We start from the raw sequence: 16,438 nt of genomic DNA, 5'->3' as shown, positions 1-16,438 counted from the left end.
CACAAGTGTTACACCTATGATAGAATTAACTTGAGGTGATGAAAATGGCAACTGATAAAAATAGAATAATGATTAGCTTGGATGATAAAAATCTAGAGAAACTTGAAAATTTAGTAGAAGATGCTAGAGATAGAAGAGGAATGCGACTAACAAAGTCCCAGGTTATTGAATTACTCCTAAATACCGTTGATTATTTTGATGATATTATGGGGGCTATTTACTCAAAAAAATAAGAGCAAAAAGCTATTATTTTTTTACAAATTGGTGTAACACTAGTGATATAGGAGTGATGAAATGGTTGTTTATATTAGACAAAGCAAACTACCAAGTGAAGTTTCAATTAATAAATACAATGCTCAAGTAGGTGCCTACTTACAAGGAGAAGAAGTTATTTTATATCAATCTTTTTCTGAAATAAAACAGTTAACAAGTGAAGATATAGTTGTAGATTATATAACTGAGACTAGAGCATTACTAAAAATGATGGGGTTAAACGTTCCGGTTTATGACTATCCTATTGAGCTTAAAGAGTTTTATGGTCGAAAGATTTATGAAGGTGTTTTGGGAGAGATTGTAAATATACCTGATAATTGGGGAAAATTTATTAAGCCTAAAGCTGGTTCAAAAGTCTTTAGTGGAAGAGTTGTTGATGGAACCCGTGATTTGATAGGTATTGGTCTATCTTTTGCCTATCCTATATGGATTAGTGAGGTTGTAGAATTCATAGCAGAATGGCGTTGTTTTGTGTTAGATGGTCGCGTATTAGATGTTCGACCCTATACAGGTGATTATCATGCACAATTTGATCCTAATGTAATTGATGAAGCCATATCATGTTGGAAAGATGCGCCAATAGCTTATGGACTAGATATCGGTGTTACTAGTGATGGCAGGACACTTGTTGTTGAAGTAAATGATGGTTATGCATTGGGAAATTATGGCCTATCTCCTTTAAACTCAATCAATTTTCATAAAGCTAGATGGAAAGAAATGGTAAAACCTTATTTTGAAAAAAATGATGTTTTTACTATGCCTAAAAATGAAAATATAAGTTTCTAAAAGGAACAGAAGTGAATCTGTGTGTAACTACAACGAGTAAGTTGCAGTTTTTTGTTTTGAATAATGATATAATAGGTTAAGAAAATAATGAAAACGTTATATATTTGAAATTTGATTAGGAAAGTAGGAAGTATGGAAACAATCGATATTTTTTGCTTTTAGAGTCTTAAATTTTACATCATATTAATAAATTGAACCACACCATTATATCCCCAATTTTTTAGGTTGTTCTGTATGTCGTTCTTATTTTGCTCAGTAAGATAATAGTCGTTGACATAAAATTTTGTATTTGAATCAGTATGTTTAATAATCTCTTTCAAATACGGAATATCAGGTATGTCAGATGGTACAATATTTAGACCGAAATCATAGACTTCTTCCAAAGTGAATAGGCTATTAAAAAAATCTATATTTTCTTTCAAAAGTTTTCTAACTGGTTTAATTAGTAATGAATTATGAAGAATGGCTTGTAATATTAAAGGCACTTCACTTTTGAAACCTACAACTAAATTGTTTTCTGTACCTATTTGATCAGAGTTTGTAACTTGACCATGTATATTACAAATTCTATTTTTTTCAATGTTATATTTTCTTTCTAAAACAGTAGTGCAATTAAAGACCAAATAAAAAGCAGCATTTGAATAAGAATCAATGAGTTTGCTTCTAATTTTGATTTTTTCAGGATTCTGTATTTTTGAGTTTATCCAATCAAAGAAGGCAGCATTTTGACATAATTTATATACACAAACTAAATCATTTAATTTTGTTAAACAGATGTTTTTATCCTTTAGAATTTGTTTGAAAGGTATCTTAGAAAGTTTTTTTCAAATTCATTCCATGTAATATTATCGACATTTTTATCATGATTTGCATATTCGGTTAGAGTGAAAAAGAATTCATAAGCTTCTAGATTACCTTCATGATAGTTAGACCCATAATATCCGCCATCTTTAAATGATTTTTTGCTGTCTTCATCGACTTCAGGGATAGTTAAATTTTTAAAACCTTCAAGTTCAATTCTATTAATAGCATTATTAAAGTCAAATTTACTACCAAATTCTTTACAAGTGTCTATTATGAACTTTCTAAAATCATTGTATCCTGTGTTTAATTGATGGGCCATATCAAACCCATTTCCAATAATAAAAAGTGTATTCAAGTTTTCTACCTCCTGAAATATATTATACCAACTTATTGAGATAAATAGTAGTAGACCTATATTACATATTTTAAGATGTGGAACTTATTAATTTTATTATTAGGGAAAGCGACTAGAAAGCATCGTATTAAGATATTTTTACATAGATGATATTGCATTTGTAATTGTAGCAAAGGAGTACTAACATGCCGAAATATACCGACGAAGATATTAGAAAATTAAATAAAATCACATTAAAAATTGCTGGTGATTATTTAGGTATAAGTTCACAGGCAGTTGCTATAGGTCTTAGAAATAATCTTCTTCCAATTGGTTTTGCTATTCATAACGAAGAAAGAGATAGACGTTTCACTGAGAGTTGGTCATATCATATTATTGCTGAAAGAATGATTTCATATAATCATGGTAAACTATCAGAGATCCGTGTTGAAAATATTGAAACTAGTTTAGATAAAATTATAGAGGAATTTAACGGATTAAAACAAGATTTACTTTTTATATTAAGCGAAAATGCAGAAGTGAAGAATTAGAAATTTTTGAATTTGCGTTTTCGCTTGGTAAATATAAAAACGGTGATGTAAAATATAAGGGTAAAGGTGTTTCAAATGAAGATGATAAAGACCTTTTCTAGAGAGGAACTCTATGAAGAAATCTGGGAGATAAGTGCAAAACAAGTTTCATTGAAATATGATTTAAGCTATTCAGACTTACTCAAGAAATGCAAAGAATTTGAAATTCCAATTCCAAATGGAAGTTATTGGTATCGTAAGAATACTGGACAAGATTTAAGCGAACTTATTGTTCCATTACCACAAAATGACGTAAATGAAGTTAATATTGATAGAAAAAGTCTAAAGAACAATAGAATAAAACCTAGTAAACATAAAGAAGAGAGTTTAGAAGATAAAAATAAAGATATTTTTAAACTTGATACAAATAGTATAAGAAGTTCATTATCATTTTTAGAGGAAGATAAAATAGAGCTTATTATCGAAGCCGTTTCAAACCTAAACCAGTCTCCAAATAAGAGATTACATAAATCTGTAGCTAATCTAAGAGATAAAATCGCAGAGTGGAATAAGAGGGAAAAAGCTGCTTCCTATCCTTACTTTGATTCTAGACACAGATATAATAATTTGAAAGAACCTAAATTTGTAAAAAGTATTTCACTAAATTCTCTTCCACGTTTATATCACTTTTTAGATACTCTAGTTACTGTAATTGAAAGAATCGGTGATAATGTAACTTCAAATTGGGATATTCAAATTGATAAGGATATTGTTCGTTTTGAAGTTATAGAATCAACAGACAAAGTAAGTCATGAATTAACGAAAGAAGAAGCTAAAGAACTAGCAGAGTACAATGATAGCGTTAAGTTTAATAGATATGCTTTTAAACCAAGAATAAAGAAGTATGACTATATTCCAAATGGAAAATTTCGATTTAAGATAATAGATGGCAAATACATTAAAGATACTAAAGAATTCACACTTGAACAATCAATCCCAGAAATAATCGTTTTAATTTACCAAGAGTATTATAAAGTTAAGAACTTACGACTTGAACGTGAAGAGAGAGCAAGACAATACGAAGAGGAGCAGGAGCGAAAAAGAAAATTACAAAATAGAATCGAAGAAGAGAAGAAGCGGACAATGTCTCTTCTAAATATGCTAGAAGATTTTCAAACAGCAAATGATTTAAGACTGATGGCTGATAAACTGGAGATAGTAGGGAAACTTAGTAAAGAGGAAATTGATTGGATTAGATCCAAGGCTGACTGGATCGACCCAATAGTTTCTTCATCAGATGAATTATTAGGAATCAGAAATCATGAAAATTCTAGAGAAGAAAAAGAACAATATCTGAGTGAGAAAAGGTACTACTGGTAACTTTGTTAATAGGATTTTTACAAATCGAAGTGTTATTAGAGTAAATGATTAACTAAACTATTAATAAATCATTTTACACATTTATTATAAATTGTCTTTAATAAAGGCAGTATATTATATACTTTCGTTCTATAATTTAGAAGATTCCTGGCACTATGTTTAGTCACTATCACTGCTTGTTAAATTCTAAAATCTTTCTATAAATCAAAATAGTAAGATTTTATGAAAATAAAATTTTTATTGTTCAGGAGAAATTAGTATCAAAGTGGTTGTTCGAGTTGAACTTCTTAATGGTTAAGGTCTTTTTGTAGTTTTAGTGGTATAATAAACAATATGAATAAGCTGTTTTGGGAGGACGAAATGACTGATAGTATTAAAGTGAAGAAAGTTGAAATAGACTCTAAAAAATTCCCTTAGACAGCTCAACAAACGTCTCTGAGAAGATAAAATTGGGACAAAATACTACATCTATTTCTGTTTTGGCTGATACCTTTAGTAACTTTCAAGCAACTGTAAATGCTAATATTATTTCAGAATTAATTGCAACTTCAAATGTATTAAGTTCAGCTAAATTAGTAAATTTTGCTAATTTGACGACTCCTTTAGTAAGTCTTCCTTAATTAATTCAAGTGGAAAAAAGCGCTATTAATGTCATGTCAGAAGTGGTTGCGTCGTACAATAAAACGTTATCAAGTACACACTTGCAAGCAATTCAAAACATTGCAGATTCTGCTAAAAATTTAATTGCTAGCTATCAAATTGATTATTCAAAGACTTTTAGTGGCATTAATGAACTTTTAAAGTCACTGCCTTCGATTTACACACAAGAAGAAATTGAGCAGATTATTTCTCGAGTTCAACTGCTGGCAGAAAATGGATGGGTTATTTATTTTCGTGATAGAAATGTTTATCAACGTTTACTTGCTGAGGAATGGAATACCTTGGAGGACGAATGGTTAGAGCTGCTTAGGGATAAACTAAAAAATGAGGATTTTATTATTGACTTACAAAATTCAGCGTGTTATTCAGCTCCTCTTGTAAAATCAATGGTTGATTGCTACTTTAATCGAAACTTTTATGCAGCATACACTCTGGGAAGTTTGGCAATTGATGGTGCACTAAATAGAATTTCAGAAATGACTTCATTAGAGAAAAAAATACCAGTAGGTCACCGAGCGATTAAAGAAATTGATAATATATTTATTGATAAGTCGTTTAGCGATGTAGGACTGATGCACTGGCTGTATAGTTTCTTCAAAGATACTAATAGATTTACACTTGATGAACCAAATCGACATATGATTAGTCATGGTCGGTGGGAGAAAGAAATCGAAGAACAAGAGTTTTTGAAGTTATTTAATGCAATGTTGTATATTTGTGATGAGTATGATTATTGGGAAGAAGTTATTCGTTATGAACAAGACAACTAAATATTTTTGGAGGTTAAACACCTATGCTTGAAATATATCCTTTTATTCAGGAGCTAGTTAAGTGTGAAACGACCATACAGAAAATAGAAGTTTTCAATAGATGGAACCTTCATGAGTGTAGAGTTTTTCTATTTGATGAAGAAAAGTCAAATTTTGGTAATATAGGCAAATCATTTAGCTATGGAAAGTTTAATCTGATTGGTTTGGGAGATTACCAAAAAATTTGGGTTATTGATAAAAATACTGTGAATGCTAAGGATAATTTCTTACCCGTTGCCAGAATTATCAATTATGACTTAAACATTTTTACCTACATACATGATTTATATAGAGGAAGAAATGTCCCAGATAAGGAGAATTTAATTAAATTTTTACACGAAATTAAATCGTTGCGTCTAACAAATAATATTTCAAATGCTTTAATGGAAAGATATACCACCCCAATAAATCGTGAATTATTAGCCAAAATGATTGAAAGTTATGTTTATTTTGATAGCACTAATTTTGAAGTATTTCAATCTAATGTGCCTCAGACTCTAAAACCAGATAAATATATTTGGATGAAAGAAATCTGGGAAGATGCAGAAAACTACCTAAGCAATGATGAGGTGATACAACAGTATGAGGCAGTATGTTGCTATATATTGAAAGCATTCGTTTTGAAAAATACAAAAAATCTTTCTACAAAAGCTAAAGTAGCTGAGTTTAAACGCTATTGTTTTGAGGATTTATGCGTATTTTTAGAATTGGAAATGACTTTATTAATACTTTTTTTGAAAAATGATAGTGCTGTTCAAGAAATATTTAAAAAGTTACAGCTAGGGGCTAAGAAGTTAATTGATAAAATACATAATACAGCATGGGATATTTTTCATATAAGACTATTGGAACAAAGTACTTTATTCAATTGTATTGAAAATTCAGATGTGATTTATCTCCATTATTTCGCAACTGCGGATTCTGGAGTGGCTGAGGTATTACGAGTCAATCCGATTAAAATGCTGGTTTATTATAATGAAAAACTTATACCTATACGTCGATATGATGCACTAGATTTCTTCACTCAAGATGAATTAGATTTTTATACTACTGCAGAAAAAATTACATTACGTGAGACGAAAGTTCAGAGTATTGATTTCTGTTCTATAAAGCAAGGATTGGTCAGTGAGTTAGGGGATTTCCTTACTAAATAAATTTTAATAGTTCCGTTCTATAGTATTATTCCAAAATCACTTTTACATACTTTCGTTCTATAATATAGAAGTTTGCTAGCACCACACGTGGAGTGTGTAGGATTGCTTGAAAAAGCGTAAAAACCTTGGAACGAAAGGGATAATAGACTTTCTGCGAAACAAAAATACAAGACAATAAAACTATGGATGATGAAGCAAGTAAACAATTAAGCGATATCCGTTTCAAGAGCCTTGTAGGTGTTCAGCGCACGACTTTTGAAGAGATGTTATCTGTGTTAAAAACAGCTTATCAACGTAAACGCGCAAAAGGTGGACGAAAATCCAAATTAAGCCTAGACGATCTCCTCAAGGTAACTATTCAATACATGCGAGAATAGCGCACTTATGAACAAATTTCGGCTGATTTTGGCATTCACGAAAGCAACATAATTAGTCGGAGTCAATGGATTGAAGCAACTCTTATTCAAAATGGTTTTACGATTTCAAATTCTGCCTTAATTCTGTAAAAACAGTAAAATTCGAAGGATTGTAAGGTAAGAGTTTTTTTCTTTCTGAAAAAATGGTATAATAGCAATCAAAACTAGAAAATAAAACGGAATTTGGAACAGATTTGTCTGTATCCTAGTAGAGTGGTGATACTATGAAGATTAGTAAGAGGCACTTATTAAATTATTCCATCTTGATTCCCTACTTGCTTTTATCTATTTTGGGCTTGATTGTGGTCTATTCGACCACCAGTGCTATTTTAATTGAAGAAGGCAAGAGCGCTTTGCAATTGGTTCGAAACCAAGGAATCTTTTGGATTGTTAGTTTGATACTGATTGCCTTAATTTATAAATTGAGACTAGATTTTTTGAGAAATGAGCGACTAATCATTTTAGTTATATTGATAGAAATGCTTTTATTGTTCTTGGCTCGTTTTATTGGTATTTCCGTAAACGGGGCATACGGTTGGATTTCGGTTGCAGGAGTAACTATTCAGCCAGCTGAGTACTTAAAAATCATTATTATTTGGTATTTGGCTCACCGATTCTCCAAACAGCAAGAAGAAATAGCTATTTATGATTTTCAAGTTTTGACTCAAAATCAATGGCTTCCTCGTGCTTTTAATGATTGGCGATTCGTTCTCCTAGTTCTGATTGGAAGTTTGGGAATTTTCCCTGATTTAGGGAATGCGACTATTTTAGTCTTGGTTTCCTTGATTATGTATACAGTTAGTGGAATCGCTTATCGCTGGTTTTCAACCATTCTGGCGCTCGTATCTGCCGCTTCTGTCTTTGTCTTGACCACTATCAGCCTAATCGGTGTTGAGACCTTTTCAAAAATCCCAGTATTTGGCTATGTAGCCAAGCGCTTTAGTGCCTTTTTTAATCCTTTTGCCGATCGTGCGGATGCGGGTCACCAGTTATCTAATTCTTATTTTGCCATGGTCAATGGCGGTTGGTTTGGTCTAGGTCTTGGAAACTCGATTGAAAAACGAGGTTATTTACCAGAAGCTCATACAGACTTTGTCTTTTCTATCGTGATTGAAGAATTTGGCTTTGTTGGTGCCAGTCTTATTTTAGCTCTCTTGTTTTTCATGATTTTGCGGATTATCTTGGTCGGTATCCGAGCGGAGAATCCTTTCAATGCCATGGTTGCACTCGGTGTCGGAGGGATGATGTTGGTTCAGGTATTTGTCAATATCGGAGGGATTTCGGGCTTGATTCCATCCACAGGAGTAACCTTTCCCTTCTTATCCCAGGGTGGAAATAGTCTTCTAGTCTTATCAGTGGCAGTGGCCTTTGTCTTAAATATTGATGCCAGTGAAAAACGCGCTAAGTTGTATCGAGAATTGGAAAATCAACCAATGAACCTTCTGTGAAGTAGAATAAAGAAAGGATAGTCTATGTCTCTTCAAAAATTAGAAAATTATAGTAATAAAAGTGTTGTGCAAGAAGAAGTCTTGATTCTAACAGAATTGCTGGAAGATATCACTAAAAACATGCTTGCCCCAGAGACCTTTGAAAAAATCATGCAGTTGAAAGAATTATCAACGCAGGAAGATTATCAAGGTCTAAACCGTCTAGTGACTAGCTTATCAAATGATGAAATGGTCTATATTTCACGCTATTTTTCAATCTTACCTCTTTTGATTAATATTTCAGAGGATGTGGATTTAGCTTATGAAATCAATCATCAAAATAATATTGATCAGGATTATTTAGGTAAATTATCTACAACGATCAAAATGGTTGCTGAAAAAGAAAATGCCGTTGAAATTCTTGAACACTTGAATGTTGTCCCTGTTTTGACAGCCCATCCAACACAAGTGCAACGCAAAAGTATGTTGGATTTAACAAATCATATTCATAGTCTTTTGCGTAAATACCGTGATGTTAAGTTGGGGTTGATCAATAAAGAAAAATGGCACAATGATTTGCGCCGTTATATCGAAATTATCATGCAGACAGACATGATTCGTGAGAAAAAATTAAAAGTGACTAACGAAATCACGAATGCTATGGAATACTACAACAGCTCCTTTTTGAAAGCTGTACCTCACTTGACGACGGAGTATAAGCGCTTAGCGCAAGCGCATGGTCTGAATTTAAAACAGGCTAAACCAATCACCATGGGTATGTGGATAGGTGGTGACCGTGATGGAAATCCATTTGTTACAGCAGAGACCTTGAAGCAGTCTGCACTCACTCAGTGTGAAGTCATCATGAACTACTATGATGAAAAGATTTACCAACTTTATCGTGAATTTTCTCTTTCAACTAGTATTGTCAATGTCAGTAAGCAAGTCAGAGAAATGGCTCGTCAATCCAAGGATAACTCGATTTACCGTGAAAAAGAGCTTTACCGTCGTGCCTTGTTTGATATTCAATCAAAAATTCAGGCAACTAAAACCTATCTGATTGAGGATAAGGAAGTTGGGACTCGTTATGAAACCGCCAATGATTTCTACAAGGATTTGATTGCCATTCGAGATTCTCTACTAGAAAATAAGGGCGAGTCCTTGATTTCAGGTGATTTTGTTGAATTACTGCAGGCAGTAGAGATATTTGGTTTTTACCTAGCATCAATTGATATGCGACAAGACTCTAGCGTCTATGAAGCCTGTGTGGCAGAACTCTTGAAATCCGCAGGAATTCATTCTCGCTATAGCGAGTTGAGCGAAGAAGAAAAGTGTGACCTTCTCTTGAAAGAGTTAGAAGAAGATCCCCGAATTCTTTCTGCGACTCACGCAGAGAAATCAGAACTATTAGCAAAAGAACTAGCTATTTTTAAGACGGCTCGTGTTTTGAAAGATAAGTTGGGAGATGATGTCATCCGTCAGACCATCATTTCACATGCAACCAGCCTTTCTGATATGCTAGAATTAGCTATTTTATTAAAAGAAGTAGGACTGGTGGATACGGAAAGGGCGCGTGTTCAGATTGTTCCCCTTTTTGAAACAATTGAAGACTTGGATCATTCAGAGGAAACAATGAGAAAATATCTTTCTCTTAGCCTTGCCAAAAAATGGATTGCTTCACGTAATAACTACCAAGAAATCATGCTTGGTTACTCTGATAGTAATAAAGATGGTGGTTACTTATCATCATGTTGGACTCTCTACAAGGCTCAACAACAATTGACTGCTATTGGAGATGAATTTGGCGTTAAGGTCACTTTCTTTCATGGCCGTGGTGGTACTGTCGGTCGTGGTGGTGGGCCAACCTATGAAGCCATCACATCTCAACCGCTCAAGTCTATCAAGGATCGCATTCGTTTGACGGAGCAAGGAGAAGTAATTGGGAATAAATACGGTAACAAAGACGCTGCTTACTATAATCTTGAAATGCTAGTATCGGCAGCTATTAACCGTATGATTACTCAGAAGAAGAGCGATACCAACACCTCAAATCGTTATGAAGCCATTATGGATCAAGTAGTGGACCGTAGTTACGATATCTACCGTGATTTGGTCTTTGGTAATGAGCATTTCTATGACTATTTCTTCGAGTCAAGTCCAATCAAGGCTATTTCAAGTTTTAATATTGGTTCTCGTCCAGCCGCTCGTAAGACGATTACTGAAATCGGTGGTTTGCGTGCCATCCCTTGGGTATTCTCATGGTCACAGAGTCGTGTTATGTTCCCTGGATGGTATGGGGTTGGTTCAAGCTTCAAGGAATTTATCGATAAAAATCCAGAGAATATTGCTATCTTACGAGACATGTACCAAAATTGGCCTTTCTTCCAATCGCTTCTTTCAAATGTTGATATGGTTTTGTCAAAATCAAATATGAATATTGCTTTTGAATATGCTAAACTTTGTGAAGATGAGCAAGTTAAGGCCATCTATGAGACTATTTTAAATGAATGGCAAGTTACTAAGAACGTTATCTTGGCTATTGAAGGACATGACGAACTCTTAGCTGACAATCCATATCTAAAAGCTAGTCTGGATTACCGTATGCCTTACTTTAATATTCTCAACTATATTCAGTTAGAGTTGATTAAACGCCAACGCCGTGGAGAATTGTCCAGTGATCAAGAACGATTGATTCATATCACCATCAACGGAATTGCGACCGGATTGCGTAATTCAGGCTGATACCTATCAAACTTCCTCTTTTCTATAGGGGAAGTTTTTGAATCTTTCAAAAAAATGCTAAAAGAGTCTTGACAAGTAGTTGAAAAATGATATAATTTAAACATTCAGAAAAGTAATCATAATAAACTTTTTAGAGAGTCTGTGGTAGCTGAAAACAGATAAGTGATGATGATGAAAATTGGGCTGAATGTTATTTAGAATTTGAAATCATAAAAATTCGGTGAGCACACCTTACAGTGCATCTCGTTATTGCGAGACAGAGCGATAGGGAAATTCCCTATAATTGAGGTGGTACCGCGCATCGACGTCCTCACACAAGTTTTTTGTGTGAGGACTTTTTTGATGGAGGTTAGTATGGAAAGAAAACGATGGCGTCGCTTGTTTATACTCAATGAAAATCAAAAAGCAAACTAGGAAGCTAGCCGCAAGCTGCTCAAAACACTGTTTTGAGGTTGTGGATAGAACTGACAGAGTCAGTATCATATATCTACGGTAAGGCGACGCTGACGTGGTTTGAAGAGATTTTCGAAGAGTATTAGATAAGTGAAGTATTTTAAAGGAATAAAAGGGGAAATAGAATGAAAAATAAACGTTTAATTGGAATTATCGCTGCATTAGCAGTCTTAGTAGCAGGAAGCTTAATTTATTCTTCAATGAATAAATCAGAAGCTCAGAATAATAAGGATGAGAAGAAAATAGCCAAGATTGGTGTGCTTCAATTTGTGAGCCATCCATCCCTTGACTTGATTTATAAAGGGATCCAAGATGGACTTGCAGAAGAAGGATATAAAGATGATCAAGTTAAAATCGATTTTATGAACTCAGAAGGTGACCAAAGTAAGGTTGCGACAATGAGTAAACAATTGGTTGCAAATGGGAATGACCTTGTGGTTGGTATCGCAACACCAGCAGCCCAAGGTTTGGCTAGTGCCACAAAAGACCTACCTGTTATCATGGCCGCTATTACAGACCCAATTGGTGCTAACTTGGTTAAAGATTTGAAAAGACCAGGTGGCAACGTTACAGGGGTATCTGACCACAATCCAGCTCAACAACAAGTTGAACTCATCAAAGCTCTGACACCGAATGTGAAAACAATCGGAGCTCTTTACTCAAGTAGCGAAGACAATTCAAAAACACAGGTCGAAGAATTTAAGGCTTATGCTGAAAAAGCAGGTCTGACAGTGGAAACATTTGCAGTTCCTTCAACAAATGAAATTGCCTCAACTGTCACTGTTATGACTAGCAAGGTAGATGCTATTTGGGTTCCAATTGATAACACCATTGCATCAGGATTTCCAACGGTTGTCTCTAGCAATCAAAGTTCTAAGAAACCGATTTATCCAAGTGCGACAGCTATGGTAGAAGTAGGTGGTTTGGCATCAGTTGTAGTTGACCAACATGACCTTGGTGTGGCAACTGGAAAAATGATTGCGCAAGTCTTGAAAGGTGCAAAACCAGCCGATACCCCAGTCAATGTCTTTTCAACTGGTAAGTCAGTCATCAATAAAAAAATAGCACAAGAACTAGGTATTACGATTCCTGAGTCTGTTCTCAAAGAAGCAGGACAAGTCATCGAATAAATAAGGTAGGGAGGAGGAAACTCTTCCCATTTTTTAAAAAGATGAATATAGAAAGGATTAAATAAAATATGATTGTTTCCATTATTTCTCAAGGATTTGTCTGGGCTATTCTAGGTCTGGGAATCTTTATGACATTTAGGATTTTGAACTTTCCAGATATGACAACAGAAGGTTCCTTCCCTCTTGGCGGAGCTGTTGCTGTCACTCTGATAACCAAAGGCGTGAACCCTTTTTTAGCGACACTTGTTGCTGTAGGAGCAGGTTGTTTGGCTGGTATGGCAGCAGGACTTCTTTATACAAAAGGGAAGATCCCCACCTTGTTATCAGGGATTTTGGTGATGACTTCCTGTCATTCTATCATGCTCTTGATTATGGGACGTGCAAATTTAGGCTTACTTGGAACCAAGCAAATCCAGGATGTTTTGCCTTTTGATTCAGATTTGAACCAACTCTTGACAGGTCTTATCTTTGTCAGTCTTGTTATTGCTCTCATGCTCTTTTTCTTGGATACCAAACTAGGACAAGCCTATATTGCTACAGGTGACAATCCTGATATGGCTAGAAGTTTCGGGATTCATACTGGGCGCATGGAGCTTATGGGCTTGGTTTTATCAAATGGTGTGATTGCCCTTGCAGGTGCCCTCATTGCTCAGCAAGAAGGCTATGCTGATGTATCTCGAGGAATCGGGGTTATCGTTGTGGGGCTTGCAAGTTTGATTATTGGGGAAGTTATTTTCAAGAGTTTGAGCTTGGCAGAACGTCTGGTTACCATCGTTGTCGGTTCCATCGCTTATCAATTCTTAGTGTGGGCAGTTATTGCGCTTGGCTTTAATACAAGTTACCTTCGTTTGTACAGCGCCGTGATTTTAGCAGTCTGCCTCATGATTCCAACATTTAAACAAACAATCTTGAAAGGAGCCAAATTAAGCAAATGACAGCAATTGTAGAATTAAAAAATGCAACCAAAGTCGTTAAAAATGGCTTTGATGAAGAAAAGATTATTTTAAATGATGTTTCCTTAGAAATTTTTGAACAGGATTTTATCACGATTTTAGGTGGAAATGGTGCTGGGAAATCAACCCTCTTTAACACTATTGCAGGAACCCTGTCACTAACCAGCGGAACCATCCGTATTTTAGGTGAGGATGTTACCAAGTTTTCACCAGAGAAGCGGGCTAAGTATCTGTCTCGAGTCTTCCAAGATCCCAAGATGGGGACAGCTCCTCGTATGACAGTGGCAGAGAATCTCTTGATTGCCAAGTTTCGTGGTGAAAAGCGTGGATTGTTACCACGACGCTTGACTAGTTATAAGGATGAGTTTCAGGCAACTATTGAAAAAGTGGGAAACGGTCTTGAGAAACATTTGAATACACCGATTGAGTTTTTATCAGGTGGTCAAAGACAAGCCTTGAGTCTCTTGATGGCAACCTTGAAGCGACCTGAATTACTCTTGTTAGACGAGCATACTGCAGCCCTTGATCCAAAGACCAGTGTTGCCCTCATGGAATTGACAGATGAATTTGTCAAGAAAGACCAGCTGACAGCTCTTATGATTACTCACCATATGGAAGATGCTCTCAAATATGGAAATCGTTTAATTGTCATGAAAGAAGGACGAATTATCCAAGATTTGAAGCAAGAAGAAAAAGCAAAAATGAAAATCTCTGATTATTATCAACTCTTTGAATAAAGTAGGGAAAATGAGTGAAATGGTTTACTTTTTTTCTGAAATAAAGTATACTATATAAAGTAAACTATGATAACATGGAGGTATTGTGTATGGTTGACAAACAAGTCATTGAGGAAATCAAAAACAATGCCAACATTGTGGAAGTCATAGGAGATGTGATTTCTTTACAAAAGGCAGGACGGAACTATCTAGGGCTCTGTCCTTTTCATGGTGAAAAAACACCTTCTTTCAACGTTGTAGAGGACAAGCAGTTTTACCACTGTTTTGGTTGTGGTCGCTCGGGTGATGTCTTTAAGTTCATCGAGGAGTACCAAGGGGTTCCCTTTATGGAGGCTGTCCAAATCTTAGGTCAGCGTGTCGGGATAGAGGTTGAAAAACCGCTTTATAGTGAACAAAAGCCAGTTTCGCCTCACCAAGCTCTTTATGATATGCACGAAGATGCAGCCAAATTTTATCACGCTATTCTCATGACAACGACCATGGGGGAAGAGGCCAGAAATTACCTTTATCAGCGCGGTTTGACAGATGAAGTGCTCAAGCATTTTCGGATTGGTTTAGCACCTCCAGAACGCAACTATCTCTATCAACGTTTGGCTGGTCAGTATCGTGAAGAGGATTTCCTGGATTCGGGACTATTTTACCTCTCAGATGCTAATCAATTTGTAGACACCTTTCACAATCGGATTATGTTTCCCCTGACAAATGACCGAGGAAAGGTGCTTGCCTTCTCAGGTCGTATCTGGCAGAAAACGGATTCACAAACTTCTAAATATAAAAATAGCCGATCGACTGCAATTTTTAACAAAAGTTACGAATTATATCATATGGATAGGGCAAAAAAATCTTCTGGTAAAACCAGTGAGATTTACCTGATGGAAGGATTCATGGATGTCATTGCAGCCTATCGGGCTGGAATCGAAAATGCTGTCGCATCTATGGGAACAGCTTTAAGTCGTGAGCATGTTGAACATCTGAAAAGGCTAACCAAGAAGTTGGTTCTTGTTTACGATGGCGATAAGGCTGGGCAAGCTGCGACATTGAAAGCACTGGATGAAATTGGTGATATGCCTGTGCAAATCGTCAGCATGCCTGATAACTTGGATCCAGATGAGTATCTACAAAAAAATGGTCCGGAAGACTTGGCCTATCTATTAACGAAAACTCGTATTAGTCCGATTGAGTTTTACATTCACCAGTACAAACCTGAAAATAGTGAAAATCTGCAGGCCCAGATTGAGTTTATTGAAAAAATAGCTCCCTTGATTGTTCAAGAAAAGTCTATCACTGCTCAAAACAGCTATATTCATATTTTAGCTGACAGTCTGGCATCTTTTGATTATGCCCAGATTGAGCAGATTGTTAATGAGAGTCGTCAGGCGCAAAGGCAGAATCGCATGGAAGGGATTTCCAGACCGACGCAAATCACTATGCCTGTCACCAAGCAGTTATCAGCTATTATGAGAGCAGAAGCCCATCTACTCTATCGGATGATGGAATCCCCTCTTGTTTTGAACGATTACCGTTTACGAGAAGATTTTACATTTGATACACCTGAATTTCAGGTCTTATATGACTTGCTTGGTCAGTATGGCAATCTTCCTCCGGAAGTTTTAGCAGAACAGACAGATGAAGTTGAAAGAGCTTGGTATCAGGTTTTAGCTCAGGATTTACCTGCTGAGATGTCACCGCAGGAACTTAGTGAAGTAGAAATGACTCGTAACAAGGCTCTCTTGAATCAGGACAATATGAGAATCAAAAAGAAGGTGCAGGAAGCTAGCCATGTAGGAGATACAGACACAGCCCTAGAAGAATTGGAACGTTTAATTTCCCAAAAGAGAAGAATGGAGTAA

15 protein-coding genes, 1 pseudogene and 1 other annotated feature are annotated in these 16,438 nt (G+C 35.4%); of the genes and pseudogenes, 14 read left to right on the top strand and 2 right to left on the bottom strand.

Annotation, left to right across the window (positions count from 1 at the left end):
- Window positions 1-44 precede the first annotated feature (44 nt).
- Entirely contained in the window at window positions 45-233 is a 189-nt protein-coding gene (locus tag OC529_RS04705) for a hypothetical protein (RefSeq protein ID WP_000179769.1), read from the top strand.
- A gap of 61 nt (window positions 234-294) precedes the next feature.
- Window positions 295-1,059 (top strand): ATP-grasp domain-containing protein, encoded by a 765-nt coding sequence (locus OC529_RS04700; RefSeq protein WP_262081602.1) that lies wholly within the window; start codon window positions 295-297, stop codon window positions 1,057-1,059.
- A 173-nt stretch (window positions 1,060-1,232) separates the two neighbouring features.
- Here the strand turns inward: OC529_RS04700 and OC529_RS04695 are convergent, their stop codons facing one another.
- Window positions 1,233-1,835, bottom strand: a complete 603-nt coding sequence (locus OC529_RS04695; protein ID WP_262081647.1) for an AbiH family protein — start codon at window positions 1,833-1,835, stop codon at window positions 1,233-1,235.
- An 11-nt stretch (window positions 1,836-1,846) separates the two neighbouring features.
- Window positions 1,847-2,218, bottom strand: coding sequence for a bacteriophage abortive infection AbiH family protein (locus OC529_RS04690; RefSeq protein ID WP_262081601.1), 372 nt, complete (start codon window positions 2,216-2,218; stop codon window positions 1,847-1,849).
- 185 nt (window positions 2,219-2,403) lie between these two features.
- Between OC529_RS04690 and OC529_RS04685 the strand changes: the two genes are divergently transcribed.
- The 12 genes and pseudogenes from OC529_RS04685 (at window position 2,404) to dnaG (ending at window position 16,438) form a co-directional block, all read left to right on the top strand.
- Entirely contained in the window at window positions 2,404-2,748 is a 345-nt protein-coding gene (locus tag OC529_RS04685) for a hypothetical protein (RefSeq protein WP_001127479.1), read from the top strand.
- A 75-nt stretch (window positions 2,749-2,823) separates the two neighbouring features.
- Window positions 2,824-4,107: a cellulose synthase gene (locus OC529_RS04680; protein WP_262081600.1), complete on the top strand. Its 1,284-nt coding sequence runs from the start codon at window positions 2,824-2,826 to the stop codon at window positions 4,105-4,107.
- Between the two features lie 449 nt (window positions 4,108-4,556).
- Window positions 4,557-4,727: a hypothetical protein gene (locus OC529_RS04675; protein WP_262081599.1), complete on the top strand. Its 171-nt coding sequence runs from the start codon at window positions 4,557-4,559 to the stop codon at window positions 4,725-4,727.
- Window positions 4,728-4,808: 81 nt separating this feature from the next.
- Window positions 4,809-5,537 carry a hypothetical protein gene (locus OC529_RS04670; RefSeq protein WP_262081598.1) on the top strand — a complete coding sequence of 243 codons (729 nt, stop codon included), beginning with the start codon at window positions 4,809-4,811 and terminating at the stop codon, window positions 5,535-5,537.
- A 23-nt stretch (window positions 5,538-5,560) separates the two neighbouring features.
- Window positions 5,561-6,730: a hypothetical protein gene (locus tag OC529_RS04665; RefSeq protein WP_173218370.1), complete on the top strand. Its 1,170-nt coding sequence runs from the start codon at window positions 5,561-5,563 to the stop codon at window positions 6,728-6,730.
- A gap of 182 nt (window positions 6,731-6,912) precedes the next feature.
- Window positions 6,913-7,227: pseudogene (locus OC529_RS04660) on the top strand (helix-turn-helix domain-containing protein); the annotation flags it as partial.
- Window positions 7,228-7,370: 143 nt separating this feature from the next.
- Complete coding sequence (ftsW, locus tag OC529_RS04655) at window positions 7,371-8,594, top strand: cell division peptidoglycan polymerase FtsW (protein ID WP_050242906.1); 1,224 nt, start codon at window positions 7,371-7,373, stop codon at window positions 8,592-8,594.
- Window positions 8,595-8,618: 24 nt separating this feature from the next.
- Window positions 8,619-11,315: a phosphoenolpyruvate carboxylase gene (gene ppc, locus OC529_RS04650; protein ID WP_262081597.1), complete on the top strand. Its 2,697-nt coding sequence runs from the start codon at window positions 8,619-8,621 to the stop codon at window positions 11,313-11,315.
- Between the two features lie 96 nt (window positions 11,316-11,411).
- Window positions 11,412-11,630: a binding site (T-box leader), on the top strand.
- A gap of 263 nt (window positions 11,631-11,893) precedes the next feature.
- A complete protein-coding gene (gene trpX / locus OC529_RS04645) occupies window positions 11,894-12,898 on the top strand; it encodes a tryptophan ABC transporter substrate-binding protein (protein ID WP_173212839.1) in 1,005 nt (334 codons plus the stop codon).
- Between the two features lie 68 nt (window positions 12,899-12,966).
- The gene (locus OC529_RS04640; protein WP_173212837.1) at window positions 12,967-13,833 is read left to right on the top strand and encodes an ABC transporter permease; all 867 of its coding nucleotides are present in this window, start codon (window positions 12,967-12,969) and stop codon (window positions 13,831-13,833) included.
- Window positions 13,830-14,588: an ABC transporter ATP-binding protein gene (locus OC529_RS04635; RefSeq protein ID WP_070527393.1), complete on the top strand. Its 759-nt coding sequence runs from the start codon at window positions 13,830-13,832 to the stop codon at window positions 14,586-14,588. The genes OC529_RS04640 and OC529_RS04635 overlap by 4 nt, the downstream gene beginning before the upstream one ends.
- 89 nt (window positions 14,589-14,677) lie before the next feature.
- The gene (gene dnaG, locus OC529_RS04630) at window positions 14,678-16,438 is read left to right on the top strand and encodes a DNA primase (RefSeq protein ID WP_173212833.1); all 1,761 of its coding nucleotides are present in this window, start codon (window positions 14,678-14,680) and stop codon (window positions 16,436-16,438) included.

The sequence above is a fragment of the Streptococcus sp. Marseille-Q5855 genome (genome assembly GCF_946901985.1).
Classification (GTDB): Bacteria; Bacillota; Bacilli; order Lactobacillales; family Streptococcaceae; genus Streptococcus.
The sequence above is the reverse complement of the archived record's forward strand: the minus strand, read 5'-3'. Positions and strand labels throughout refer to the sequence as shown.

Excerpts from the sequence above, each read along its gene's own strand:
- OC529_RS04705 (WP_000179769.1), top strand. The coding sequence starts at position 45 with ATGGCAACTGATAAAAATAGAATAATGATTAGCTTGGATGATAAAAAT.
- OC529_RS04700 (WP_262081602.1), top strand. The coding sequence starts at position 295 with ATGGTTGTTTATATTAGACAAAGCAAACTACCAAGTGAAGTTTCAATT.
- OC529_RS04685 (WP_001127479.1), top strand. The coding sequence starts at position 2,404 with ATGCCGAAATATACCGACGAAGATATTAGAAAATTAAATAAAATCACA.
- OC529_RS04680 (WP_262081600.1), top strand. The coding sequence starts at position 2,824 with ATGAAGATGATAAAGACCTTTTCTAGAGAGGAACTCTATGAAGAAATC.
- OC529_RS04665 (WP_173218370.1), top strand. The coding sequence starts at position 5,561 with ATGCTTGAAATATATCCTTTTATTCAGGAGCTAGTTAAGTGTGAAACG.
- ftsW (WP_050242906.1), top strand. The coding sequence starts at position 7,371 with ATGAAGATTAGTAAGAGGCACTTATTAAATTATTCCATCTTGATTCCC.
- ppc (WP_262081597.1), top strand. The coding sequence starts at position 8,619 with ATGTCTCTTCAAAAATTAGAAAATTATAGTAATAAAAGTGTTGTGCAA.
- trpX (WP_173212839.1), top strand. The coding sequence starts at position 11,894 with ATGAAAAATAAACGTTTAATTGGAATTATCGCTGCATTAGCAGTCTTA.
- OC529_RS04640 (WP_173212837.1), top strand. The coding sequence starts at position 12,967 with ATGATTGTTTCCATTATTTCTCAAGGATTTGTCTGGGCTATTCTAGGT.
- OC529_RS04635 (WP_070527393.1), top strand. The coding sequence starts at position 13,830 with ATGACAGCAATTGTAGAATTAAAAAATGCAACCAAAGTCGTTAAAAAT.
- dnaG (WP_173212833.1), top strand. The coding sequence starts at position 14,678 with ATGGTTGACAAACAAGTCATTGAGGAAATCAAAAACAATGCCAACATT.